Below are 23,248 nucleotides of genomic sequence, written 5' to 3' on the forward strand. Positions count from 1 at the left end.
AGAACTGCACAGTGGACGCGAGCATCTGTGGCCAAGTTTTTAAGGGCGCACGGTGGATGCCTTGGCACCAGGAACCGATGAAGGACGTGGGAGGCCACGATAGTCCCCGGGGAGTCGTCAACCAGGCTTTGATCCGGGGTTTCCGAATGGGGAAACCCGGCAGTCGTCATGGGCTGTCACCCGCTGCTGAACTCATAGGCAGTGTGGAGGGAACGCGGGGAAGTGAAACATCTCAGTACCCGCAGGAAGAGAAAACAACCGTGATTCCGGGAGTAGTGGCGAGCGAAACTGGATGAGGCCAAACCGTATGTGTGTGATACCCGGCAGGGGTTGCGCATGCGGGGTTGTGGGATCTCTCTTCTACGGTCTGCCGGCCGTGGGACGAGTCAGAAACCGTTGATGTAGGCGAAGGACATGCGAAAGGTCCGGCGTAGAGGGTAAGACCCCCGTAGTCGAAACATCAGCGGCTCGTTTGAGAGACACCCAAGTAGCACGGGGCCCGAGAAATCCCGTGTGAATCTGGCGGGACCACCCGCTAAGCCTAAATATTCCCTGGTGACCGATAGCGGATAGTACCGTGAGGGAATGGTGAAAAGTACCGCGGGAGCGGAGTGAAATAGTACCTGAAACCGTGTGCCTACAAGCCGTGGGAGCGTCGCGCATCGAGCTTGCTCGGTGCGTCGTGACTGCGTGCCTTTTGAAGAATGAGCCTGCGAGTTAGCGGTGTGTAGCGAGGTTAACCCGTGTGGGGAAGCCGTAGCGAAAGCGAGTCCGAAGAGGGCGTTTGAGTTGCACGCTCTAGACCCGAAGCGGAGTGATCTAGCCATGGGCAGGTTGAAGCGGCTGTAAGAGGTCGTGGAGGACCGAACCCACCAGGGTTGAAAACCTGGGGGATGACCTGTGGTTAGGGGTGAAAGGCCAATCAAACTCCGTGATAGCTGGTTCTCCCCGAAATGCATTTAGGTGCAGCGTCGTGTGTTTCTTGCCGGAGGTAGAGCACTGGATAGGCGATGGGCCCTACCGGGTTACTGACCTTAGCCAAACTCCGAATGCCGGTAAGTGAGAGCGCGGCAGTGAGACTGTGGGGGATAAGCTCCATGGTCGAGAGGGAAACAGCCCAGAGCATCGACTAAGGCCCCTAAGCGTACGCTAAGTGGGAAAGGATGTGGAGTCGCAGAGACAACCAGGAGGTTGGCTTAGAAGCAGCCACCCTTGAAAGAGTGCGTAATAGCTCACTGGTCTAGTGATTCCGCGCCGACAATGTAGCGGGGCTCAAGCGTACCGCCGAAGTCGTGTCATTGCAGCATGAGGGCCAACGCCCGCTGTGATGGGTAGGGGAGCGTCGTGTGCCGGGTGAAGCAGCCGTGGAAGCGAGTTGTGGACGGTTCACGAGTGAGAATGCAGGCATGAGTAGCGATTCACACGTGAGAAACGTGTGCGCCGATTGACTAAGGGTTCCTGGGTCAAGCTGATCTGCCCAGGGTAAGTCGGGACCTAAGGCGAGGCCGACAGGCGTAGTCGATGGATAACCGGTTGATATTCCGGTACCCGCTGTGAAGCGTCAAACATTGAATCCAGTAATGCTAAGCCCGTGAAGCCGTTCCGGACCCTTCGGGGAATGGAAAGTGGTGGAGCCGGTGGCCCGAGCTGGTAGTAGGTGAGTGATGGGGTGACGCAGGAAGGTAGTCCATCCCGGGCGGTGGTTGTCCCGGGGTAAGGGTGTAGGACGTCAGGTAGGTAAATCCGTCTGGCAATAGTCTGAGACCTGATGCCGAGCCGATTGTGGTGAAGTGGATGATCCTATGCTGTCGAGAAAAGCCTCTAGCGAGTTTCATGGCGGCCCGTACCCTAAACCGACTCAGGTGGTCAGGTAGAGAATACCGAGGCGTTCGGGTGAACTATGGTTAAGGAACTCGGCAAAATGCCCCCGTAACTTCGGGAGAAGGGGGCCATGTCTGGTGATCCGATTTACTCGGTGAGCTGGGTGTGGCCGCAGAGACCAGCGAGAAGCGACTGTTTACTAAAAACACAGGTCCGTGCGAAGCCGTAAGGCGATGTATACGGACTGACGCCTGCCCGGTGCTGGAACGTTAAGGGGACCGGTTAGTCACATTTCGGTGTGGCGAAGCTGAGAACTTAAGCGCCAGTAAACGGCGGTGGTAACTATAACCATCCTAAGGTAGCGAAATTCCTTGTCGGGTAAGTTCCGACCTGCACGAATGGCGTAACGACTTCTCGACTGTCTCAACCATAGGCCCGGTGAAATTGCATTACGAGTAAAGATGCTCGTTTCGCGCAGCAGGACGGAAAGACCCCGGGACCTTTACTACAGTTTGATATTGGTGTTCGGTTCGGCTTGTGTAGGATAGGTGGGAGACTGTGAAGCATGCACGCCAGTGTGTGTGGAGTCGTCGTTGAAATACCACTCTGGTCGTGCTGGATGTCTAACCTGGGTCCGTGATCCGGATCAGGGACAGTGTCTGATGGGTAGTTTAACTGGGGCGGTTGCCTCCTAAAGAGTAACGGAGGCGCCCAAAGGTTCCCTCAGCCTGGTTGGTAATCAGGTGTTGAGTGTAAGTGCACAAGGGAGCTTGACTGTGAGACCGACGGGTCGAGCAGGGACGAAAGTCGGGACTAGTGATCCGGCGGTGGCTTGTGGAAGCGCCGTCGCTCAACGGATAAAAGGTACCCCGGGGATAACAGGCTGATCTTCCCCAAGAGTCCATATCGACGGGATGGTTTGGCACCTCGATGTCGGCTCGTCGCATCCTGGGGCTGGAGTCGGTCCCAAGGGTTGGGCTGTTCGCCCATTAAAGCGGTACGCGAGCTGGGTTTAGAACGTCGTGAGACAGTTCGGTCCCTATCCGCTGTGCGCGTAGGAATATTGAGAAGGGCTGTCCCTAGTACGAGAGGACCGGGACGGACGAACCTCTGGTGTGCCAGTTGTTCTGCCAAGGGCATGGCTGGTTGGCTACGTTCGGGAGGGATAACCGCTGAAAGCATCTAAGCGGGAAGCCTGCTTCGAGATGAGTATTCCCACCTCCTTGAGAGGGTAAGGCTCCCAGTAGACGACTGGGTTGATAGGCCGGATATGGAAGCCCTGTAAGGGGTGGAGTTGACCGGTACTAATAGGCCGAGGGCTTGTCCTCAGTTGCTCGCGTCCACTGTGTTGGTTCTGAAACCACGAACACCAATCACATACCTGTCTAGAGGTGGGTTGTGGTTGCTGGTGTGTTTCGTAGTGTTTCGGTGGTCATAGCGTGAGGGAAACGCCCGGTTACATTCCGAACCCGGAAGCTAAGCCTTACAGCGCCGATGGTACTGCAGGGGGGACCCTGTGGGAGAGTAGGACGCCGCCGAACTTTCTTTGGCCTCGGGCCCTGGAAATCTTGTGTAAACAGGTTTCCGGGGCCCGAGGCATTTCTGCGTCCAGGAGAATTAGGGTCGATGGCATGCGCTACGACCTGGTCGTCTTCGACAACGACGGGGTGCTCGTGGACAGCGAGCCCCTTTCCAACACCATCCTCGCCGGCTATCTGACGGAGTTGGGCCACCCCACCAGCTATGAGGACTCGCTGCGGGACTACATGGGCGGGGCGGTGCACCGTATCCACGACCTGGTGCTGGAGCGGTCGGGCCGGCGGCTTCCCCCGGAGTTCGACGAGGAGTTCCACGGACGGGTCTTCGAGGCGTTCCGGCGGGAGCTGGAGCCCGTGCGGGGTGTCATGGAGGTCCTGGCGGAGCTGCGATCCGCGGGTGTGCCCTACTGCGTGGCCTCGTCCGGGAGTCATGAGCGCATCCGGGTCGGGCACCGGAAGACCGGTCTTGACGCGTGGTTCCCCGAGGAGCACGTCTTCAGCGCGGACGACGTCGGGCGGGGCAAGCCCGCGCCGGACCTCTTCCTGCGGGCGGCCGCGCGTATGGGGGTGGCGCCGGAGCGGTGTGCCGTGGTCGAGGACAGTCCGCTCGGGATCGAGGCGGCGCGGGCGGCCGGGATGGACGTGTACGGGTTCAGCGCGACGACGCCGGCCGAGCGGCTCGCGGGGGCCACCGAACTCTTCGCGGACATGGCCGAGTTGCCTCGGCTGGTCATGGGTTCCACCTGATCAGGTCAAAGGGATACCGGCGGGTAGCGGGCGGTCGTACGCTCTGCGGCCATGACCGACACGCGTATGCGGCGGGGGCGGGCGGCCCTGGCGTTCAGCTTCCTCGTCCAGGGAGTGGCGTTCGCGCTGCTCGTCACTCGCATCCCGGCGATCCAGGACCGGTACGGGATCTCCGACGCCCTGCTGCCCGCCTTCCTCGCCGCCGTGCCGGTCCTCGCCGGTGTCGGGAGCGTCGTCACCGAGTGGGTCGTCCGCAGGGTGGCGCCCAGCCTCGTCCTGCGGTGGGCCCAGCCGGTGGTCCTCCTCGCGCTGCTGGCGGTCGGGGTCGGTCAGGGGATGATCCAGTTCGCTCTCGCGCTGGCCGTCTTCGGTCTCGCGGTGGGCGCGCTCGACGCCTCGATGAACATGCTCGGGGTGAGTCTCCAGCGGGCCTACGGGCGGTCGATCATGCTCGGTTTCCACGCCGCGTACAGCCTGGGCGGGATCGCCGGGGCCTCGCTGGCGTGGCTCGGGGCGCACGGCGGGTGGGCGCTCGGGGTCTCGTACGCGCCGGTCGTCGGGGTGCTGCTGCCGCTCGCGCTGCTGGGGAGCCGCTGGTACGTGGACGCGGCGGCCGGGCCTGTGGGGGTGGCGGGCGGCACGGGGAGCGGGCGCGGGGTGGCGTTCGCCGTGCTGCTGCCGTTCTGCCTGGTGATGAGCTTCGCGTACATCGGGGACTCGACGGTCTCCAACTGGAGTGCGAAGTACCTCCAGGACGTGCTGGGGAGTTCGGAGCAGACGGCGACCGTGCCCTACAACGTGTACATGGTGATGACCCTGCTCGGGCGGACGCTCGGGGACCTCGGGGTGCGGCGGTTCGGGGCGGCGGCCGTGGTGCGGGCCGGGGCGGTGCTGGCCGCCGCCGGGTTCGCGCTGGTCGCGGGCGCGCCCGGGGTGGCGGCCGGGATGGCCGGTTTCACCCTGCTCGGCCTCGGGCTCTGCGTGCTGGTGCCGCAGACCTTCGCGGCGGCCGGGCGGATCGGGTTCGAGAAGGGCGGGCCGGCCGGGTCGGACGCGGCGGTGGCCCGGCTCAACGTCTTCAACTACGTCGGCTTCCTCGTCGGCTCCCCGCTGGTCGGCGTCGTCGGCGACGCCTGGAGCTACCGGGGGGCCATGCTGGTGCCGATGGTGCTGGTCCTGGTGACCGTCGGGTATGCCCGCTCGTTCGAGGGAACCGGCGGCCGGTACGGTGACGGGCATGAGCGGGCGCGCGCAGCTGATGTGGGACGAGACGGTCACCGGCTATGACTTCGGTCCTCGCCATCCGATGGACCCGGTGCGGCTCACGCTGACCCGGGGCCTGATCTCGGCGTACGGCGTCGACCGGCAGCTGAAGGTCACCGGGGCCAAGCCCGCCGGGGACTCCACGCTGCGGCTGGTCCACCGGCAGGACTACGTGGACGCGGTCAAGGCCGTCTCCGCCGATCCGGCCTCGGCGGACGGGTCGTACGGGCTGGGGACCGAGGACGACCCGGCGTTCGCCGGGATGCACGAGGTGTCGGCGGCCATCGCCGGGCTCTCCGTCGGCGCCGCCGAGGCGGTCTGGCGCGGCGAGGCCGAGCACGCCGTGAACTTCTCCGGCGGCCTGCACCACGCCATGCCGGGGGCCGCCTCAGGCTTCTGCGTCTACAACGACGCCGCCCTCGCCATCGCCCGTCTCCTCGAACTCGGCGCCGAACGCGTCGCGTACGTCGACACCGACGTCCACCACGGCGACGGCGTCGAGGCGGCCTTCTGGGAGGACCCACGGGTCCTCACCGTCTCGCTGCACGAGCATCCGCGCACCCTCTTCCCGCACACCGGCTGGCCCGAGGAGACCGGCGGGCCGGGCGCCGAGGGCAGTTCGGTCAACCTGGCGCTGCCGGCCGGGACCGGCGACGCCGGGTGGCTGCGGGCCTTCCACGCCGTCGTGCCCGAGCTGCTGGCGGAGTTCCGGCCGCAGGTGCTGGTCACCCAGCACGGCGCCGACACCCACTTCGAGGACCCGCTCGCCCACTTCGCCATCTCCCTCGACGCCCAGCGCGCCGTGCAGCTCGCCTGCCACGGCCTGGCGCACGACCACGCCGACGGCCGCTGGGTGGCGCTCGGCGGCGGCGGGTACGCGGTCGTGGACGTCGTCCCGCGCGCCTGGACGCACCTGGCCGCGGTCGCCGCCGGGCAGCCCATTCCGCCGGAGTCGATGATTCCGGAGGAGTGGAAGCAGCTCGTCTACGCCCGCACCCGTCAGCCCGGCCCGATGCGGATGACCGACGGCCGCTGGCCCGTCAGCTACCGCGACTGGCAAGGCGGTTACGACCCGGCCGACCGGCTCGACCAGGCCGTCCTGGCCACCCGGAAGGCGGCGTTCCCGCAGCGCGGGCTGCTGCCGTAGAAGCCCGGGGCGCGGCCGGGGTGTTCCGGCGGGGGCGCTCGCGGGCCGCGCGAACGCTGGGCCGACCGGGGGGATTTCCGGCGAACCGGGCTCGTACGCTCCACGGTGCGTCAGCATCGCGTACGTGTCCCTCCTGCCGACCCCGCGCACCCCGGCCCCGTCGCCCTCCCGGGCGGCCCTGCGCGCGCACCTGCTCGCCAGCGGGATCGCCGGGCCCGTCGCGACCACCCGGGAGGCGAGCCTGCGCAGCTACCGCCTCTTCGCCGCCCGCGATCCCCGCGTGCTGCTCGGCCTCGACCCGGCCGGCGTCTGGCGCGAGCGCGACGTGCTGGCACTGATGGCACGGCGGTGCGGGGTCTCGGCCGACCCGCGCCGGACCGACGGCGCCGACACCGTCGACCCGGACCGGACCCTGCTGGCCCTCGACCGCTTCGCCGTACGGCTCGGCCGGGCCGTCGCCGAGCGGCGCCCCGTCCTCTTCGGCACCGGGCACCCCCACCGCCTCCTCGGTTTCTACGCCGCCCTGTCGCGGGCCGTCTCGGCGGCGGGAGGGCACGTCCTCACCCCCGCGCAGGGCCGAAGTGTCGACATAACGACCCGGTTCGGTCTACGCACGCACCGGATCGACTACGTACAGGGCGTCGCGTTGGTGAGAGCGGAAGCGGCCCCGGGGGCGGGTTGTGAGCCGGGCGCGCACTGTCATTCGCCGCTGCCCGTACGCGTGGTGCTCGGCGCGGCCGCGGAGGGCGGCGGGCCGCTGCCCGGGCTCGTCGTCGGCGACCACGGCTGGGCCTGCGGGGCAGGTCAGCTGGGGTTCGAGGCGATCGGGCCGGCCGACACCGACGACCCCGCGCCCTTCGTCGGGGAGGCAGAGGGGCGGGTGGCGGTGGCGGTGCCGCTCGATGACGGAGTGCGGTCGGCCTGCTACGAGCCGCTGACGCGCTATGTACTCAATCGGGCGTGTCTGTCACCGTAGGGACCCGGCAGGGGCTCCTCTTCCCCACTCGCATCACCCGCCCCTACATTGGGGAGTGAGCGCACAGAGACGAGGAGTCACCGGAGGGGAAGCCGGTGCCCGTCATGTGCGGAAGGTTCAGGTGTGACATGGCTGCTGCTGACCGGCCTCTCAACGAGGTCCAGTTTCTGACCGTGGCGGAAGTCGCCTCGGTGATGCGCGTGTCCAAGATGACCGTGTACCGCCTGGTGCACAGCGGTCATCTGCCCGCCATCCGGGTCGGAAGGTCCTTCCGCGTCCCGGAACAGGCGGTTCACGAGTACCTTCGCGACTCCTACGTGGGGGTGGAGACGGCCTGACGGCCGGGGCCGCGGGACCTCGATTACGGGCTCGGGCGTGGGGCGGGTAGGCTAAGCCGACGTAGGTCGTGTGGGCCCATGCAGCCCCGCACCAATGACCCCCGGTGAAAACGGGGGTTGTCCGAGAAGTGAGCGAGGGTAGTCGTGGGCTCTGTTATCAAGAAGCGGCGTAAGCGGATGGCCAAGAAGAAGCACCGCAAGCTGCTGAAGCGGACGCGTGTGCAGCGTCGCAACAAGAAGTAAGCGCCTAGCGGCGTGCTTTACGAGGTCCTCCTGCCTGTGGGTGGGAGGGCCTCGTTTTTTGTGGCCCCGGCCACTTGGGGTGGCCTCAAGCGCCGGCCGGGCTGAGTTTGGCTGGGGTCCGGGTCGTACGCGCGCGTACAAGATGGCCTCAAGCGCCGGCCGGGCTGAATTTCGTGGCCTGGCTGAGAGCAGTGGTTGGGCGGCACGGTGTCGTCGTGGGGCGATGTTGAGCCGTTACCGTGAGGTGGCAAGGGTTGCCGGGGCACAGCTGACTGGGGAAGGCAGGCGCTGACTTGGGCAGGGTCGTGCTCGTGACGGGGGTCGCGCGTCCGTTGAGTGGGCGGTTCGTGCGGCGGGTGCAGCGGGAGGAGGGGGTCGACAAGGTGGTGGCCGTCGACTCGGTGGCGCCCGCGCATCAGCTGGGGGACGCCGAGTTCGTGCAGGCCGACATCGGGCGGCCGGCCATCGGGCGGTTGCTCGCGGAGTACCGCGTCGACACCGTGGTGCATCTCGATGTGTCCGGGACGCCGCTCGGCGGTGGTGGGCGGTCCTCCGTGAAGGAGGCCAACGTCATCGGGACGCTCCAGCTGCTCGGGGCGTGCCAGAAGGCGCCCAGCGTGCGGCGGCTCGTCGTGAAGTCGTCCACCAACGTCTACGGTTCCGCCTCCCGTGACCCGGCCGTCTTCACCGAGACGACCCCGGCCAAGGCGCTCCCCAGTGGCGGCTTCGCCAAGGACGCCGTCGAGGTCGAGGGGTACGTGCGCGGGTTCGCGCGGCGGCGGCCGGACGTGGCCGTCTGCGTGCTGCGGTTCGCCAACATCCTCGGGCCCGGCGCGGACACCCCGCTCGCCGAGTACTTCTCGCTGCCGGTGCTGCCGACCGTCCTCGGCTACGACCCGCGCCTCCAGTTCGTCCACGAGGAGGACTGCCTGGAGGTGCTGAGCATCGCCGCCGGGGAACCCGCCCGGGGGACGCTCAACAGCGGCACCTTCAACATCGCCGGGGACGGCGTGGTCCTGCTCTCCCAGTGCGCGCGGCGGCTCGGGAGCCCCACCGTGCCCGTGCTGCTCCCCGCCGTCACCTGGGTCGGGGCGGCGCTGCGGACCGTCGGCGTCACCGACTTCTCCCGGGAACAGATCCGGCTGCTCACCCACGGGAGGGTCGTCTCCACCGTGCAGATGCGCGAGACCCTCGGCTTCCACCCCGCCTGGACCACCGCGCAGACCTTCGCCGACTTCGCCCGCGCCCGCGGCAGCGGACTCCTCCCGCCGCACGCCGTGGCCCACGCCGTCGACCGGGTCGCCGAGACCGTACGAGCACCCAGCACCGCGTACCCCGTACCGAGCGCCGACTAAGGAGCAGAGCACCATGGCGGACGCCAAGGTCATCCCCTTCGACGACGACCGGCCGCGCCGTCGCCGCCCCCGCACCCCGGCCCCCGTACGCGCGCTGCCCGAGCAGCCGCAGCCGGCCGCCGGGCCGGAACCCGGGCCCGCCCGGGACGACGGCGGCTGGGACCGGCGCATCGCGGGCGGCCTCGCCTTCCTGCGGCGCCGCCTCACCGGCGAGTACGAGGTCGACGCGTTCGGCTACGACGAGGAACTCACCGACCAGGTCCTGATGTCGCTGCTGCGCCCGGTGTACAAGAAGTACTTCCGGGTCGAGGTGAAGGGGATCGAGAACATCCCCGCCGACGGCGGCGCCCTGATCGTCGCCAACCACTCCGGGACGCTGCCCCTGGACGGGCTGATGCTCCAGGTCGCCGTCCACGACCGGCACCCGGCCGAACGCCACCTGCGGCTGCTCGCCGCCGACCTGGTCTTCCGGCTGCCGGTGGTCAACGAGGTCGCCCGCAAGGCCGGTCACACCCTCGCCTGCGCCGAGGACGCCGAACGGCTGCTGGGGGCGGGCGAGATCGTCGGGGTGATGCCCGAGGGGTTCAAGGGGATCGGCAAGCCGTTCAGCGAGCGGTACAAGCTCCAGCGGTTCGGGCGGGGCGGCTTCGTCTCGACGGCGCTGCGCGCGGGCGTCCCGATCGTGCCCTGCTCCATCGTGGGCGCCGAGGAGATCTACCCGATGGTCGGCAACGCCCGCACCCTCGCGCGGGTGCTGGGGCTGCCGTACTTCCCGCTGACGCCGACCTTCCCGTGGCTCGGGCCGCTCGGCGCGCTGCCGCTGCCGACCAAGTGGACCATCCAGTTCGGCGAGCCGATCCCCACCGACGGGTACCCGATGGAGGCGGCCGAGGACCCGATGCTCATGTTCAACCTCACCGACCAGGTGCGCGAGCAGATCCAGCACACGCTGTACAAGCTGCTGGTGCAGCGGCGGTCGGTCTTCTTCTGAGGTCCCCCGGGGGGCCCGCCCGCGTTCAGAAGTGGTCGGGGCACCACGGCTCGGCGGAGGTACGGAAAAGGGTGTCCGCGAGGCGGGCCGCGCCCGGGGTCAACTCGGTGGCCAGCCCGGCCGCAGCCAGCCTGCTCGCCTGCTCGCCGCCGAGGTGGAGCGCGGCTAGGGCGGCCGCGTCCAGGGCCAGGCCGGCCGGGCCGCCGTCCGGGGTGACCTCGGCCGAGCCGTCGGCGCCGGTGCGCAGCAGCCACGTCCCGTCGACGTGACCGGCCGGGTCGGCGACGCGCAGCGTCAGCCGCAGGCCGGGCGGGTAGGTGCGGACGGTCAGCGCGGCGGGCAGGTCGAGCAGGCGCAGCCAGAGGCAGTCCGCCGGGTGGGGGAGCGGGCGGACGGCGCGCGGGTCGCGCAGGAGGAGCGGTAGCGGGTCGTCCGGGGCGGCGTCCGGGACCTCGATCCTGCGCACCCAGTCGACGGAGAGCAGGTGGGCCCAGAGCGCGCGGCGGGCCTGCGCGGTGGTGGCGATGAGGTCGGTGACGGTCAGCGTCGCGTCGGGGACGCGGTCGCTCCACTTCCCGTCGACCGTGTACGCGACGAGGCCGCGCACCTGTCCCGCGCCATCCTGGTGGACGAGGACGGTCGGCGCGTCCCACTCCTCCCCGGGCAGCAGCGCCGCCCCGGTCCGCCGCCGCCAGCTCCACTCCGGGCGGCTCACCGCGCCGGCCCGGTTGCGGCGGGCCTCGTCGAACAGGGCCGGGCCGAGGCGGCGTACCTCCTCCGGGGCGGCCTCGCGGAGGCTGCCGGAGATGTCGAGGCCCGGGCGGAGGCCGCCCGAGGCCGTGACATCGACGGTGAAGCCGCCGTGCCGGGTGGCGGGCGCGAAGCCGTACCGGCCGTACACCGGGTACGCGGCCGAGTGCAGCACCGCCGCCGCCTCGCCCCGTTCGACCGCCGCGTTCAGCCCGTGGGCCATCAGCGCGGAGAGGATGCCCCGCCGCCGGTGCGCGGGCACGACCGCGAGCGAGCTGACACCGAGGACAGGCAGCAGGGCCCCGCCCGGCACGCTCAGATCGAGCGCGAGCCCCCGGAACGTCCCCACACACTCCTCACCCTCGTACGCGCCGAGCCACCGGCCCGGTTCGAAGACGCGCCGGCGCCGTTCCAGGGAGGCGGCCCGGTAGGGCACGAAGTTGCCCTTGCTGTAGGCGCGGCCCCAGCCGTCCAGGTCGTCCTCGGTGATCTCCCGGACCGTCAAGGTGGTGGGCTGGGGGGATGCGGACGTGATCGTCGCGTCGGTCATCCGAGGAGGGTAAGGGCACCGGGCCGGGCCGGCGCACACGCCGGAGGGCCCCACCGCGCACGGTGAGGCCCTCCGGTTCGTACGGGTGCCGGGTTGGTCAGTCCCGGTCGCCCGCGTCGATGCCGAGGCCGGGGAGGAGGCCCGGGAGGAGGGGCGGGAGGGTGACGTCCGGGGCGGTGCCGGGCTCGCGCTGCTCCTGGGAGGGGGCCGGGGAGTCCTGGCCGGTCCGGGGCGGGTCGAGCAGGCCGCCGGTCGAGCCGCCGAGGAGGCCGTCGTCCTGCTGGTCACCGGCGGACGGCATCGGGCTGCCCTTCTCGCCGGTGCCGCCCTGGCCGCCGCCCTCGCGCTCCGCCGAGCCGGACGGGTCCGGCTCGCCGGGGGCCACCGAGCCGGACCCGGCGGGCGGGGACGAGCCGGGGGCGGGGGAGCCGCCCGGCCGGTCGTCCTGGGAGGGGGCGCCGGGCAGCAGCGAACGGAGCGGCTCGACCTCCTCCTCTATGGCGTCGAAGACCTCGCTCACCTGGTCGCTCACGTCGAACAGGGTGGGCGGGAGCTGGTCGCGCAGCGAGGTCCAGGTGGCCCGGTGCGACTGGGAGAAGGAGGAGAGCTGCTGGATGGGCCGGAGCGAACCGCCCTCCTGGTAGGCGGCGCTGAGCAGCCGGTGGCCCTGGCCGGCGTCGTGGTGCACGGCGCCCAGGGCGCGGCGGATCTCGGCGAGCGACTCGTGGTCCAGGGAGCCCGAGCGGCCGCGCTCCATCAGACGGCGGGCCTCGCTCAGCCGGGTCGAGGCGTGGTCGAGGTAGATCCCGCCGCGGTCGGCCGCGTCACCGGCCATGCCGAGCTTGATGTCCTCCATGCCGCGCTTCAGCCCGTAGAGCGAGTCACCGGGGAGGGCGTCGGAGCTGGCCGCGGCCACGCCGCCGAAGGCTCCCGCCGCGACGCCCACCGTGAGGCCGCCCGCGGCGAGGCCCTTGGTGAGGCGCGAGCGGGGGCGGAGTTTCCGCAGGGGGCTGGCCCGGTGCGCGCCCCGGCCGGAGCGCTGCTCGGGCACCGAAGGGTCCGGCGCGGAGCCGGCCATCGCCTCCATCGCGGCGACCAGCTGGGCGCGCTGGACGGTTCTCACCTCGGGGTCCAGTTGGGGTCTGGGCACTTCGCCGAGCCCGGCTGCCAGGGAGAGCATCCTGCTCTCCTCGGCGCGCTCCGCGGGAGCCGCGCCGGGCTGCTCCCCGGACGCCGCCGGTGGCCGGACCTCGGCCGCCTGGCCCGGGGGCGTCTGCTCCTCCAGGGCCTGGGCGAAGGCGTTCGCCCGCCGGTGTGCCGATACATTCGCGATCACGGGCGGCACCTCCTCTCGTCATGACGATCGACTCCCCGCGCGATCCGGGAGTTCCGCACCGCGGCGGCGTCCACCCGATCGAGTGAGGGCGGGGCTGCTGAAGCGCATCCGGGGGAAGTCTGCAATCCCCCCAACGACTGGCCCGGCCCCCTGGTTACGGAACTGCCGCGATCGGTCCGCGGAACCCAGCGAACAGCCACGCACGGCCAGTTGACGGGCACGGTGCGTGGCGGTCGGCGGGACGGCGAGCTCGGTACGGGGACAGGGGCGGGACAGGGTGGGACAGCGGTGGGGACGGGTGGTGCGGGACGGTCAGCGGGCGTCGTCCGGGAGCAGGCGGGCCAGGGTGCGGACCGCCCGGTACTGGAGCGTTTTGATCGCGCCCTCGTTCTTCCCCATGACGCGTGCGGTCTCGGCGACCGACAGGCCCTGGAGAAATCGGAGCGTGACGCATTCCTGCTGCTGGGGGTTGAGACGTCGGACGGCGTCGAGGAGGGCGGCGTTGGAGAGGGACTCCAGGACCGAGTCCTCGGGACTGCGTTCGACCTCGTTGGCGTCGAGCATCTCGCCGGTGGTCACTTCGAGGCGGAAGCGGCTCGACTTGAAGTGGTCGGCGACCAGGTTGCGGGCGATGGTGACCAGCCAGGCGCCGAAGTCGCGGCCCTGCCAGGTGAAGGTGCCGATCCTGCGCAGGGCGCGCAGGAAGGTCTCGCTGGTCAGGTCCTCGGCGGTGGCCTTTCCGCCCACCCGGTAGTAGATGTAGCGGTAGACGGTGTCGCTGTACTGGTCGTACAGCTTCCCGAACGCCTCGGCCTCCCCGTCCTGGGCGCGTTCGACCAGTTCCATCATGCGGGCGCTGTCGCTGTCGGCCGCGGGACGGCGGGCCGTGGTGGTGGCCCCGCCGGCGCGGCGGGCGGAGCCGGTGCGGCCCCGTCTGCCGACGGCGGCGCCGCTTTCGGCGAGGGCGTAGGCGGAACCGGCGGACCCGGATGAGGGGAGCGCGGGGGCGGCGAGGGCGGGGACGGCGTAAACGGTGGGGACGAAGCTGCGCAGGCGGTCGACGACCGTTGCGCGCAGCGTAGCCAGGCCCGAGGCGTCAACCCCGACGTGTGGGTACACGGGACTCCCAGAGGCAGAGCTTCCATCACGTACGGTGCGTCGCCGTTCACTCGATGTGGCGGTGTGAGGCACCGGAATTGCGTCTGAGGAGAATAACGCTTCGTACAGGCGGCGCTACACCGAGTTGCTCAAATCACCGATTGCGACGGTTCCGTGGCCCTTATCGGTCTGTTCGCTTGGCACAGAGTGATCGCCAGCTGATCGGAAGAGTCCGAATTCCGGCCGTGTGGGGGACGTGTTGTGGTCGTCTCGGGTGAACGTGCGTGCCGTGGGGCGCGGCGGGGTAAGAACGCCGTTTTGTCGGGTAGTCGGTCCGGCCGGGCGCACGGTGGTGCGAGGGGCGCGATGGTGGAGGCACGTACGCCGAAAGGCCGCCCCCGGCGTGCCGGAAGGGCGGCCTGTGCGTGTCGCGTCAGGAGCGGCGGCGGTGGATGGCGACCGCGGCGGCGGTGCCGCCGGCCAGCGCGCCGACCCCGGCGGCGGCCGGGATGCCGATCTTCACGGCCTTGCGCCCGGTCCGGTAGTCGCGCAGCCGCCAGTCGTGCTCCCGGGCGTGCTTGCGGAGCTTGGAGTCCGGGTTGATGGCGTAGGGGTGGCCGACCAGCGAGAGCATCGGGATGTCGTTGTGCGAGTCGCTGTACGCGGCGCAGCGGTCGAGGTCCAGCTCCTCGGCGGCGGCCAGCGCGCGGACCGCCTCGGCCTTGGCGGGGCCGTGCAGCGGCTCGCCGACCAGGCGGCCGGTGTACACCCCGCCGACCGACTCGGCGACGGTGCCCAGCGCCCCGGTCAGACCGAGCCTGCGGGCGATGATCGTGGCGGTCTCCACCGGCGCCGCGGTCACCAGCCAGACCCGCTGGCCCGCGTCGAGGTGGGCCTGGGCGAGGGCGCGGGTGCCGGACCAGATGCGGCCGGCGAGGTACTCGTCGTAGATCTCCTCGCCGATCGACATGAGTTCGGCGACGCGGTGGCCCTTGACGATGGAGAGGGCGGACTCGCGGACGTCCTGGATGTGCCCCGCGTCCTCGGTGCCCGCGATCCGGAAGTACGCCTGCTGCCAGGCGAAGCGGGTCAGTTCGCGGCGCTCGAAGAACTTCCGCTTGTACAGGCCGCGGCCGAAGTGGAAGAGGGAGGCGCCCTGCATCACCGTGTTGTCCAGGTCGAAGAAGGCGGCGGCGCGTTCGTCCCCGGCGACCGGGAACTCCGGCTCGGCCGGCTCCTCGGCGGGCGTGACCTCGGTGGCTCCGGCCTCCAGTGCCTCCTCCGGCGCCTGCGAGGTCTTGCGGGCCGCCTCGGCGCTCGCCTCGCCCGCCAGCACGCTGCGCGCGGTGGCCGGGCGTCTGCGGGGGGTCAGCCATTCCCAGGAGAGGCGCATCCTCAGCGGGTTCCGGCCGGACTTGCCGTCGGGCGTGGGGAGGGGCATGTCGAGAGCATAGTCAGTCCTCGGGGCACGCCCGGACCCCGGAGGGTGCCCGGTCGTGAACACTTCGGGTCGGGGGTGTGACGGGCCGTCGCGGGCGGTGTGGCGGCCCCCGGCGCGCGGGCCGCGGAGGGGTCGGGGCCACAATGGGCGGTATGAGTCCGGTGTTCCGTCGTGCGAAGAAGGCTCCCGCAGAGCGGGTCGTCACCCTGGTGGGCAAGCCCGGGTGCCATCTCTGCGATGACGCCCGCGAGGTGGTGGCGGCGGTCTGCGCCGAGGTCGGCGCGGTGTGGGAGGAGAAGGACATCCTCCAGGACCAGGCGCTCCACGACGCCTACTGGGAGCAGATCCCGGTGGTGCTCGTCGACGGGGAGCAGCACGACTTCTGGCGGGTCAGCCCGGAGCGGCTGCGGAAGGCGCTGAGCTGAGCGCGCGGGCGCTCGTACGGGCGGGGGGTTTCGGCCCGGGAAACGGCCGGCGAGCGGGCGGTGACGGCGGGGCGAACGGCTCCCCGGCTCCGTAGCCGCAGGTCCGGAGCGGTTTTCCAGGGACGTGCGGGGCGGGCCGGACGGTTCCCGGACCGGCTGGTAAGTACGCGTGACCCCGGTCACTTTGGGTGGACAAATGGGACACCATCTTTGTGCACGCGTTCACAAAGGCATAGCCTGCACGGGACGGGGCGGTCTGCGCAGGCGCGGCCGCCCACAGCCTCGCTCTACCCGCAGGAGCACCGTGGCAACTGGCCGAACTCACCGACCGGCGACCCGCAGCCGAGGAATTCCCGAGGCCACGGTCGCCAGGCTTCCGCTCTACCTGCGAGCCCTCACCGCGCTGTCGGAGCGCTCCGTCCCCACGGTCTCCTCCGAGGAGCTGGCGACGGCGGCGGGCGTCAACTCGGCGAAGCTGCGCAAGGACTTCTCGTACCTCGGCTCCTACGGGACGCGCGGGGTCGGCTACGACGTCGAGTACCTCGTGTACCAGATCTCCCGCGAGCTGGGCCTGACCCAGGACTGGCCCGTCGTCATCGTCGGCGTCGGTAACCTCGGCGCGGCCCTCGCCAACTACGGCGGCTTCGCCTCGCGCGGCTTCCGGGTCGCCGCCCTGCTCGACCAGGACCCGGCGCTGACCGGCCGCACCGTCGCGGGGATGCCCGTCTCGCACACCGACGACCTGGAGCGGATCGTCACCGAGAACGGCGTCTCCATCGGCGTCATCACCATCCCCGCCGGCGGCGCCCAGCAGGTCTGCGACCGGCTCGTGGCGGCCGGGGTCACCTCCATCCTGAACTTCGCGCCGACCGTCCTCTCGGTGCCCGAGGGCGTCGACGTGCGCAAGGTCGACCTCTCCATCGAGCTGCAGATCCTCGCCTTCCACGAGCAGCGCAAGGCCGGCGAGGACGCCACCGCGCCCGCCGCCCCCGCGGAGCTGCCCGCGGGCCCGCACACCACCCCCCGCAAGGGACCCGACGGGGACGTTCCCGCCGTGATGCCGGCATGAGTCTTCTCGTCGTGGGGCTGAGCCACCGCAGCGCGCCCGTGAGCATCCTGGAACGCGCCGCGCTGAGCGCCGACGCGCAGGCCAAGCTCCTCCAGGACGCGCTCGCCGTCGAGCCCGTCACCGAGGCGGCCGTCCTCGCCACCTGCAACCGCATCGAGCTCTACGCCGACGTGGACAAGTTTCACGCCGGTGTCGCCGAGGTCTCCACCCTGCTCGCCCAGCACAGCGGGGTCGGCCTCGACGAACTCACGCCGTACCTCTACGTCCACTACGAGGACCGCGCCGTCCACCACCTGTTCTCGGTGGCCTGCGGGCTGGACTCGATGGTGGTCGGGGAGGGGCAGATCCTCGGGCAGATCAAGGACTCCCTCGCCACCGCGCAGCGGCTGCACACCGCCGGACGGCTGCTGAACGACCTGTTCCAGCAGTCCCTGCGGGTCGGCAAGCGCGCTCACAGCGAGACCGGCATCGACCGCGCCGGGCAGTCCCTGGTCACCTTCGGCCTGGAGCAGCTGGCCCAGGGCGAGCAGGTCGCCGACTGGGCCGCCAAGAAGCGCGCGCTGATCATCGGCGCCGGCTCGATGTCCTCGCTGGCCGCCGCCACCCTGGCCCGCGCCGGGGTCCAGGAGATCGTGGTCGCCAACCGCACCCTGGAGCGCGCCGAGCGGCTCGCCGAGATCCTCGCCCAGCCCGGCGGGGCCGCGGCCGCCGAGGGCTTCGCCGCCCGCGCCGTGCCGATGGCCTCGGTCAGCGGCGAGCTGGCCCGCGCCGACATCGCCGTCTCCTGCACCGGCGCCACCGGCCTCGTCCTCACCGCCGAGGCGGTCGCCGCCGCGGTCGCCGGGCGCACCGACGGCGACCCGCTGACCCTGCTCGACCTGGCCATGCCGCGCGACGTGGACGCCGCCGTGCACCGCGTCGCCGGCGCCCGCCTGGTCGACATCGAATCCCTCGCCGAGGCGTCCGCCGACGCCCCGATGGCCGCCGACGTGGACGCGGTCCGCACCCTCGTCTCCGAGGAGGTCGCCGCCTTCGGCGCGGCCCAGCGTGCCGCCCACATCACGCCGACCGTGGTCGCCCTGCGCACCATGGCCGCCGACGTGGTGGCCGGCGAGATGGGGCGGCTCCGCGGCCGCCTCCCCGACCTCGGCGAACGCGAGCAGGCGGAGATCACGCAGACCGTCCGCCGCGTCGTCGACAAGCTCCTGCACGCCCCGACCGTGCGGGTCAAGCAGCTGGCCCAAGAGCCCGGGGGCGCCGGGTACGCCGACGCCCTGCGGACCCTCTTCGACCTCGACCCGCAGACGGTCGCGGCCGTCAGCCGGGCCGACAACGGGGCGCGCGGCGACAGTGCCGCGCCCGCCCGCACCACCACGGACGACCTGAATCGAGACCGGTCATGACCGAGAAGGCATTGCGACTCGGGACCAGGCGCAGCAAGCTCGCCATGGCCCAGTCCGGACAGGTGGCCGACGCCGTCCACCAGCTGACGGGGCGGCCCGTCGAGCTGGTGGAGATCACGACGTACGGCGACACCTCCCGCGAGCACCTGGCGCAGATCGGGGGCACCGGCGTCTTCGTCGCCGCCCTGCGCGAGGCGCTGGTGCGCGGGGAGGTGGACTTCGCGGTGCACTCGCTCAAGGACCTGCCGACGGCCCAGCCGGACGAGCTCGTCCTGGCCGCCGTACCGGCCCGCGAGGACCCGCGCGACGTGCTGATCGCCCGCGACGGGCTCCGCTTCGAGGAGCTGCCCGAGGGGGCGCGCATCGGCACCGGTTCGCCCCGGCGCATGGCGCAGCTCAACGCGTACGCCCGTGGGCACCGGATGGCGATCGAGACCGTGCCGATCCGGGGGAACATCGACACCCGCATCGGTTTCGTCCGCAGCGGTGAGCTGGACGCGGTGGTTCTCGCCGCGGCCGGGCTGCACCGTGTCGGCAGGAGCGAGGAGGTGACCGAGTACCTCTCGGTCGACACGATTCTGCCCGCCCCCGGCCAGGGGGCCCTGGCGATCGAGTGCGCCGCCGGCCATGAGGCCGACGGGCTGCCGCTCGCCGCCGTGCTCGCGGAGCTGGACGACCCGGTGACCCGGGCCGCCGTCACCGCCGAGCGTTCCCTGCTCGCTGCCCTGGAGGCCGGTTGCAGCGCACCCGTGGGTGGGCTGGCCGACCTTCTGGCCGACGGGCAGGTTGTCAAGGAAATGCGCCTGCGGGGCGTCGTCGGTTCGCCCGACGGTTCCGCGCTGGTGCAGCTGTCCACCACCGGTCCCGTGCCCACGACGCATGACGAGGCGGCCGCGCTCGGCACCGAACTCGCTGCCGAGATGCTGGCCAAGGGTGCGGCCGGTCTGATGGGGGAGCGAGCACTTTGAGCCCCACCACCGCTGTAAATGCAATGTTCTCCGACCATGGGCACGTCACCTTCCTCGGTGCCGGTCCCGGCGACCCGGGGCTTCTCACTCTGCGCGCCGTCGAGGCGCTGGCCGCCGCCGACGTCCTGGTCGCGGAGGAGCAGGTGCTCGACGTCGTCAGGGCGCATGCCAGGGCGGGCGCGGACATGCCGCAACTTTCCGCTGACGAGGCGTCAACCCCCGCGGAGGCCCGCCGATTCGGCGATGCCGCCAATCTTGTCATGGGGGCCGCGCGGGCCGGAAAGCGGGTCGTGCGGGCCGTCCAGGGCGACCCGGGGCTCGACTCCGAGGCCGTCCGCGAGATGCTCGCCTGCGCCGCCGAGGGCGTCACCTTCGAGGTGGTCCCCGGCATCGCGGAGGCGGTCGGCGTCCCCGCGTACGCCGGTATCCCGCTGCGCGACGAGACCGGCGCCGACGTGCGCTTCGTCGACGCGCGCACCGCCACCGAGCGCTGCTGGACCGAGCTGGGCGCGAGCGACGGCACCGTCGTCGTCTCCACCAGCCTCGACCAGGCCGCGGCCACGGCGGGCGAACTGGTGGCGGCCGGGCGCAAGCCCGACACCCCGATGACGCTCACCGTCGCCGGGACCACCACCCGTCAGCGGACCTGGGAGGCGACGCTCGGCACCGTCGCGCAGGTCCTCAAGCAGGCCAAGGTGCTGCCCTCGCCGGACGGCGGCCGACCGGTCATAGCCGTGGTCGGTGAGCACTGCGCCCCGGCCCGCCGCGACCAGCTCTCCTGGTTCGAGTCGAAGCCGCTCTTCGGCTGGAAGGTCCTGGTGCCGCGCACCAAGGAACAGGCGGCCTCGCTCTCCGACCAGCTGCGCTCCTACGGCGCGGTGCCGCACGAGGTGCCGACCATCGCCGTCGAGCCGCCGCGCACCCCGCAGCAGATGGAGCGGGCCGTCAAGGGCCTGGTCACCGGACGTTACGAGTGGATCGCGTTCACCAGCGTCAACGCGGTCAAGGCGGTCCGGGAGAAGTTCGAGGAGTACGGGCTCGACGCGCGGGCCTTCGCGGGCATCAAGGTCGCCGCCGTCGGCGAGCAGACCGCGGCCGCGCTGATCGCCTTCGGCGTCAAGCCCGACCTCGTCCCCTCGGGCGAGCAGTCCGCGGCCGGGCTCCTGGAGGACTGGCCGCCGTACGACCCGGTCTTCGACCCGATCGACCGGGTGTTCCTGCCGCGCGCCGACATTGCCACCGAGACCCTGGTGGCCGGGCTGATCGAGCTGGGCTGGGAGGTGGACGACGTCACCGCCTACCGGACGGTGCGCGCCTCGCCGCCGCCGGCCGACACCCGCGAGGCGATCAAGGGCGGCGGCTTCGACGCGGTCCTGTTCACCTCGTCCTCGACCGTCCGCAACCTGGTCGGCATCGCGGGCAAGCCGCACAACGTCACGATCATCGCCTGTATCGGGCCCGCCACCGCCAAGACGGCGGAGGAGCACGGGCTGAGAGTCGACGTGATGGCGCCCGAGCCCTCGGTGCACAAGCTGGCCGAGGCGCTCGCCTCCTTCGGCGCGGAGCGCAGGGCGGCCGCGCTGGAGGCCGGGGAGAACGTCGCCCGGCCCAGCGAGCGGCGCCCCGGCGCCCGGCGCCGCAGGGCCGCCTCCTCCTCGTGAGGCGGGGGCGCTGAACCAGGACGTACCGGAGCGGGCCTACCCTTTGGGGTGGGCCCGCTCCCGCGTTTCCTCGCCCGGCGCGCCCGTCCCGTTCTCGGTTCGTCGGAGTAGGTGTTTGTGGTCGTGAGTGCGTACGGATCGTTCCCCGGTAGCCGGCCCCGCAGGCTGCGGAGCAGCGCGGTGATGCGCCGGATGGTCGCCGAGACCCGGCTCCACCCGGCCGACCTCGTCCTGCCGGCCTTCGTCCGCGAGTCCATCTCGGAGCCGGTCGAGATCGGCTCGATGCCCGGCGTGTACCAGCACACCCGCGACACCCTCCGCAAGGCCGCCGCCGAGGCCGTCGCCGCCGGAGTCTCCGGCATCATGCTCTTCGGCGTGCCCGAGGACGCGAAGAAGGATGCCGTCGGCACGGCCGGCACCGACCCCGACGGCATCCTCCAGCTCGCCCTGCGCGACGTCCGCTCCGAGGTCGGCGACGACCTGCTGGTCATGTCCGACCTCTGCCTTGACGAGTTCACCGACCACGGTCACTGCGGCGTCCTGACCGCCGACGGCCGGATCGACAACGACGCCACCCTGGAGCGGTACGCCGAGATGGCCCAGGTCCAGGCCGACGCCGGCGCCCACGTGGTCGGCCCCAGCGGCATGATGGACGGCCAGGTCGGCGTCATCCGCGACGCCCTCGACCAGACCGGCCACGAGGACGTGGCGATCCTCGCCTACGCCGTCAAGTACGCCTCGGCCTTCTACGGCCCCTTCCGCGAGGCCGTCGGCTCCTCCCTCCAGGGCGACCGCAAGACCTACCAGCAGGACGCCGCCGGCACCCGCGACGCCCTCCGCGAACTCGCTCTCGACCTCCAGGAGGGCGCCGACATGGTCATGGTCAAGCCGGCCGGCCCCTACCTCGACATCCTCACCAAGGTCGCCGAAGCCTCCGACGTGCCGGTCGCGGCCTACCAGATCAGCGGGGAGTACTCGATGATCGAGGCGGCGGCCCAGCGGGGCTGGATCGACCGGGACGCGGCGATCATGGAGTCGCTGACGGGGATCAAGCGGGCTGGGGCGCAGGTCATCCTGACGTACTGGGCCACTGAGGTGGCGCGGAAGCTGGGGTGACGGGATAGCCCTGGTGAACAGGGCTGCACCGACCGGGGGCGCGAATCTGTGCAGATTCGCGCCCCGAGCTGTACAGTTTTCCCATGCGGAATCTCAGCGAAGCGCACATGGTCCTGTCGGTCACCGACGCGACGGGTAAGGGTGTGGCCGGACTGGTCAAGGAGGCGGAGGCCGGCCGTGACGTCGTGGTCGAGCGCCGCAACAAGCCGGTCGCTGCCGTGGTCGGCGTGGACCGGCTGAACCGGATCGAGCAGCTGGAGGAGGACCTGCTCGACGCGCTGGTGGTGCTCACTCGGGCCGTGGACGACACCGGGGAGCGCTTCACTTTCGACGAAGTGCTGGAGCGTTTCGGGATGACGCGCGAGGACCTGGACGAAACGCAGGACCAGGCAGCCTGAACTACCCCCTCGGGCGCGCGGTCCAGGCGGTCCACGCGTCCACGGCCTCCCGGAGGCTCATGGCGGCCACCTTGTCGGCCGGGAGTCCGGCCTGGTCGAGGAGGCGCTCGCGGAGCCAGCCGGGCACCGGCTCCTCGGGTGGTGCGGCCGAAGGCTCCTGAGTGGGGCTGTCCATGCCGAAACGCCTGAGCAAGTCGGCCAGGTCCGCGCGGGCCTCGGACGGCTCCATGCGTTCGAGTCGCTTGCGGGCCTCCTCGTAGACGCGGTTGTTCTCGCGCGCGCCGATGGCCAGCGCTTCGGAGATCTCGATACTGGTGTTGCCCTCGGCGTCCGTGAGGACCCGCCAGACGATGCGCCACGTGCGGTCACCGACGACCAGCTTCCGGCAGCCGACCAGGTCCCCGAGGAGCGGGCGGCCCGCGTAGGGGTTGCTCTCCAGCAGGCGGATCTTCTGGAGTGCCGCTCGGAGGATCTGGGGGTCTTGGCGGTAGAGGCGGAGCAGATCCTTCAGGGCGTCGGGGGTGACGCGCACAGGGTGCGTGATCATGCGACCACTGTACGTATCGGCCGCCTTCGCGGCAAACGTGCGACGTCAGATACTTACGCCGTCCGCG

20 protein-coding genes and 2 rRNA genes are annotated in these 23,248 nt (G+C 70.7%); 17 read left to right on the forward strand and 5 right to left on the reverse strand.

What is annotated here, in order from left to right; translation table 11 throughout:
* Positions 1 to 29: 29 nt before the first annotated feature.
* The 10 genes from OIM89_RS17520 to OIM89_RS17565 all read left to right on the forward strand — a co-directional run bounded on the left by OIM89_RS17520 (position 30) and on the right by OIM89_RS17565 (position 10,419).
* A 23S ribosomal RNA gene (locus OIM89_RS17520) occupies positions 30 to 3,149 on the forward strand.
* Between the two features lie 96 nt (positions 3,150 to 3,245).
* Positions 3,246 to 3,362 (forward strand): 5S ribosomal RNA (rrf, locus tag OIM89_RS17525).
* Positions 3,363 to 3,452: 90 nt separating this feature from the next.
* Positions 3,453 to 4,106, forward strand: a complete 654-nt coding sequence (locus OIM89_RS17530) for an HAD family hydrolase (RefSeq protein ID WP_030699637.1) — start codon at positions 3,453 to 3,455, stop codon at positions 4,104 to 4,106.
* Positions 4,107 to 4,157: 51 nt separating this feature from the next.
* Positions 4,158 to 5,393, forward strand: coding sequence for an MFS transporter (locus OIM89_RS17535; protein WP_226965413.1), 1,236 nt, complete (start codon positions 4,158 to 4,160; stop codon positions 5,391 to 5,393).
* Positions 5,344 to 6,516, forward strand: coding sequence for an acetoin utilization protein AcuC (locus tag OIM89_RS17540; protein WP_087774487.1), 1,173 nt, complete (start codon positions 5,344 to 5,346; stop codon positions 6,514 to 6,516). Before OIM89_RS17535 ends, OIM89_RS17540 begins: the two co-directional genes overlap by 50 nt.
* A gap of 124 nt (positions 6,517 to 6,640) precedes the next feature.
* A complete protein-coding gene (locus OIM89_RS17545; RefSeq protein ID WP_030699640.1) occupies positions 6,641 to 7,492 on the forward strand; it encodes a phosphatase in 852 nt (283 codons plus the stop codon).
* A gap of 128 nt (positions 7,493 to 7,620) precedes the next feature.
* Positions 7,621 to 7,830 (forward strand): helix-turn-helix domain-containing protein, encoded by a 210-nt coding sequence (locus OIM89_RS17550; protein ID WP_003948846.1) that lies wholly within the window; start codon positions 7,621 to 7,623, stop codon positions 7,828 to 7,830.
* 144 nt (positions 7,831 to 7,974) lie between these two features.
* Positions 7,975 to 8,073, forward strand: a complete 99-nt coding sequence (locus OIM89_RS17555) for a 30S ribosomal protein bS22 (RefSeq protein ID WP_003948845.1) — start codon at positions 7,975 to 7,977, stop codon at positions 8,071 to 8,073.
* 293 nt (positions 8,074 to 8,366) lie between these two features.
* Positions 8,367 to 9,428, forward strand: a complete 1,062-nt coding sequence (locus tag OIM89_RS17560; RefSeq protein ID WP_151169098.1) for an NAD-dependent epimerase/dehydratase family protein — start codon at positions 8,367 to 8,369, stop codon at positions 9,426 to 9,428.
* Between the two features lie 13 nt (positions 9,429 to 9,441).
* Entirely contained in the window at positions 9,442 to 10,419 is a 978-nt protein-coding gene (locus tag OIM89_RS17565) for a lysophospholipid acyltransferase family protein (protein ID WP_264491410.1), read from the forward strand.
* Positions 10,420 to 10,444: 25 nt separating this feature from the next.
* On the opposite strand, the gene OIM89_RS17570 is transcribed toward OIM89_RS17565, so the two are convergent.
* The 4 genes from OIM89_RS17570 to OIM89_RS17585 form a co-directional block, all read right to left on the reverse strand.
* Positions 10,445 to 11,719, reverse strand: a complete 1,275-nt coding sequence (locus OIM89_RS17570) for a GNAT family N-acetyltransferase (protein ID WP_264491411.1) — start codon at positions 11,717 to 11,719, stop codon at positions 10,445 to 10,447.
* 97 nt (positions 11,720 to 11,816) lie between these two features.
* The gene (locus tag OIM89_RS17575) at positions 11,817 to 13,055 is read right to left on the reverse strand and encodes a DUF5667 domain-containing protein (RefSeq protein ID WP_030699643.1); all 1,239 of its coding nucleotides are present in this window, start codon (positions 13,053 to 13,055) and stop codon (positions 11,817 to 11,819) included.
* A gap of 312 nt (positions 13,056 to 13,367) precedes the next feature.
* Positions 13,368 to 14,174: an ECF subfamily RNA polymerase sigma factor, BldN family gene (locus tag OIM89_RS17580; RefSeq protein ID WP_030699644.1), complete on the reverse strand. Its 807-nt coding sequence runs from the start codon at positions 14,172 to 14,174 to the stop codon at positions 13,368 to 13,370.
* Between the two features lie 412 nt (positions 14,175 to 14,586).
* A complete protein-coding gene (locus OIM89_RS17585) occupies positions 14,587 to 15,546 on the reverse strand; it encodes an HAD family hydrolase (RefSeq protein ID WP_264491794.1) in 960 nt (319 codons plus the stop codon).
* 191 nt (positions 15,547 to 15,737) lie between these two features.
* Between OIM89_RS17585 and OIM89_RS17590 the strand changes: the two genes are divergently transcribed.
* The 7 genes from OIM89_RS17590 to OIM89_RS17620 all read left to right on the forward strand — a co-directional run bounded on the left by OIM89_RS17590 (position 15,738) and on the right by OIM89_RS17620 (position 22,634).
* Positions 15,738 to 16,019: a glutaredoxin family protein gene (locus OIM89_RS17590; RefSeq protein WP_037665643.1), complete on the forward strand. Its 282-nt coding sequence runs from the start codon at positions 15,738 to 15,740 to the stop codon at positions 16,017 to 16,019.
* Between the two features lie 304 nt (positions 16,020 to 16,323).
* A complete protein-coding gene (locus OIM89_RS17595) occupies positions 16,324 to 17,088 on the forward strand; it encodes a redox-sensing transcriptional repressor Rex (RefSeq protein WP_030699647.1) in 765 nt (254 codons plus the stop codon).
* Positions 17,085 to 18,491, forward strand: coding sequence for a glutamyl-tRNA reductase (locus OIM89_RS17600; protein ID WP_264491412.1), 1,407 nt, complete (start codon positions 17,085 to 17,087; stop codon positions 18,489 to 18,491). The genes OIM89_RS17595 and OIM89_RS17600 overlap by 4 nt, the downstream gene beginning before the upstream one ends.
* Positions 18,488 to 19,459, forward strand: a complete 972-nt coding sequence (gene hemC, locus OIM89_RS17605) for a hydroxymethylbilane synthase (RefSeq protein WP_030699649.1) — start codon at positions 18,488 to 18,490, stop codon at positions 19,457 to 19,459. The genes OIM89_RS17600 and hemC overlap by 4 nt, the downstream gene beginning before the upstream one ends.
* Before the next feature lie 23 nt (positions 19,460 to 19,482).
* Entirely contained in the window at positions 19,483 to 21,120 is a 1,638-nt protein-coding gene (locus OIM89_RS17610) for a uroporphyrinogen-III synthase (protein ID WP_151169104.1), read from the forward strand.
* 123 nt (positions 21,121 to 21,243) lie between these two features.
* Positions 21,244 to 22,236 (forward strand): porphobilinogen synthase, encoded by a 993-nt coding sequence (gene hemB, locus OIM89_RS17615; protein ID WP_030699650.1) that lies wholly within the window; start codon positions 21,244 to 21,246, stop codon positions 22,234 to 22,236.
* A gap of 83 nt (positions 22,237 to 22,319) precedes the next feature.
* The gene (locus OIM89_RS17620) at positions 22,320 to 22,634 is read left to right on the forward strand and encodes a type II toxin-antitoxin system prevent-host-death family antitoxin (RefSeq protein ID WP_030699651.1); all 315 of its coding nucleotides are present in this window, start codon (positions 22,320 to 22,322) and stop codon (positions 22,632 to 22,634) included.
* A 1-nt stretch (position 22,635) separates the two neighbouring features.
* Here OIM89_RS17620 and OIM89_RS17625 read toward each other — a convergent pair whose 3' ends face one another.
* Positions 22,636 to 23,181 (reverse strand): type II toxin-antitoxin system RelE family toxin, encoded by a 546-nt coding sequence (locus OIM89_RS17625; RefSeq protein WP_195730850.1) that lies wholly within the window; start codon positions 23,179 to 23,181, stop codon positions 22,636 to 22,638.
* Positions 23,182 to 23,248: the final 67 nt, after the last annotated feature.

The organism is Streptomyces sp. BI87 (assembly GCF_025957665.1).
Classification (GTDB): domain Bacteria; phylum Actinomycetota; class Actinomycetes; order Streptomycetales; family Streptomycetaceae; genus Streptomyces; species Streptomyces albidoflavus.

Bases quoted from the DNA above. Each gene is read 5' to 3' on its own strand.
- OIM89_RS17530 (WP_030699637.1), top strand. From the start codon at position 3,453: ATGCGCTACGACCTGGTCGTCTTCGACAACGACGGGGTGCTCGTGGAC.
- OIM89_RS17535 (WP_226965413.1), top strand. From the start codon at position 4,158: ATGACCGACACGCGTATGCGGCGGGGGCGGGCGGCCCTGGCGTTCAGC.
- OIM89_RS17540 (WP_087774487.1), top strand. From the start codon at position 5,344: ATGAGCGGGCGCGCGCAGCTGATGTGGGACGAGACGGTCACCGGCTAT.
- OIM89_RS17550 (WP_003948846.1), top strand. From the start codon at position 7,621: ATGGCTGCTGCTGACCGGCCTCTCAACGAGGTCCAGTTTCTGACCGTG.
- OIM89_RS17565 (WP_264491410.1), top strand. From the start codon at position 9,442: ATGGCGGACGCCAAGGTCATCCCCTTCGACGACGACCGGCCGCGCCGT.
- OIM89_RS17570 (WP_264491411.1), bottom strand. From the start codon at position 11,719: ATGACCGACGCGACGATCACGTCCGCATCCCCCCAGCCCACCACCTTG.
- OIM89_RS17585 (WP_264491794.1), bottom strand. From the start codon at position 15,546: ATGCGCCTCTCCTGGGAATGGCTGACCCCCCGCAGACGCCCGGCCACC.
- OIM89_RS17590 (WP_037665643.1), top strand. From the start codon at position 15,738: ATGGGCGGTATGAGTCCGGTGTTCCGTCGTGCGAAGAAGGCTCCCGCA.
- OIM89_RS17600 (WP_264491412.1), top strand. From the start codon at position 17,085: ATGAGTCTTCTCGTCGTGGGGCTGAGCCACCGCAGCGCGCCCGTGAGC.
- hemC (WP_030699649.1), top strand. From the start codon at position 18,488: ATGACCGAGAAGGCATTGCGACTCGGGACCAGGCGCAGCAAGCTCGCC.
- OIM89_RS17610 (WP_151169104.1), top strand. From the start codon at position 19,483: ATGTTCTCCGACCATGGGCACGTCACCTTCCTCGGTGCCGGTCCCGGC.
- OIM89_RS17620 (WP_030699651.1), top strand. From the start codon at position 22,320: ATGCGGAATCTCAGCGAAGCGCACATGGTCCTGTCGGTCACCGACGCG.
- OIM89_RS17625 (WP_195730850.1), bottom strand. From the start codon at position 23,181: ATGATCACGCACCCTGTGCGCGTCACCCCCGACGCCCTGAAGGATCTG.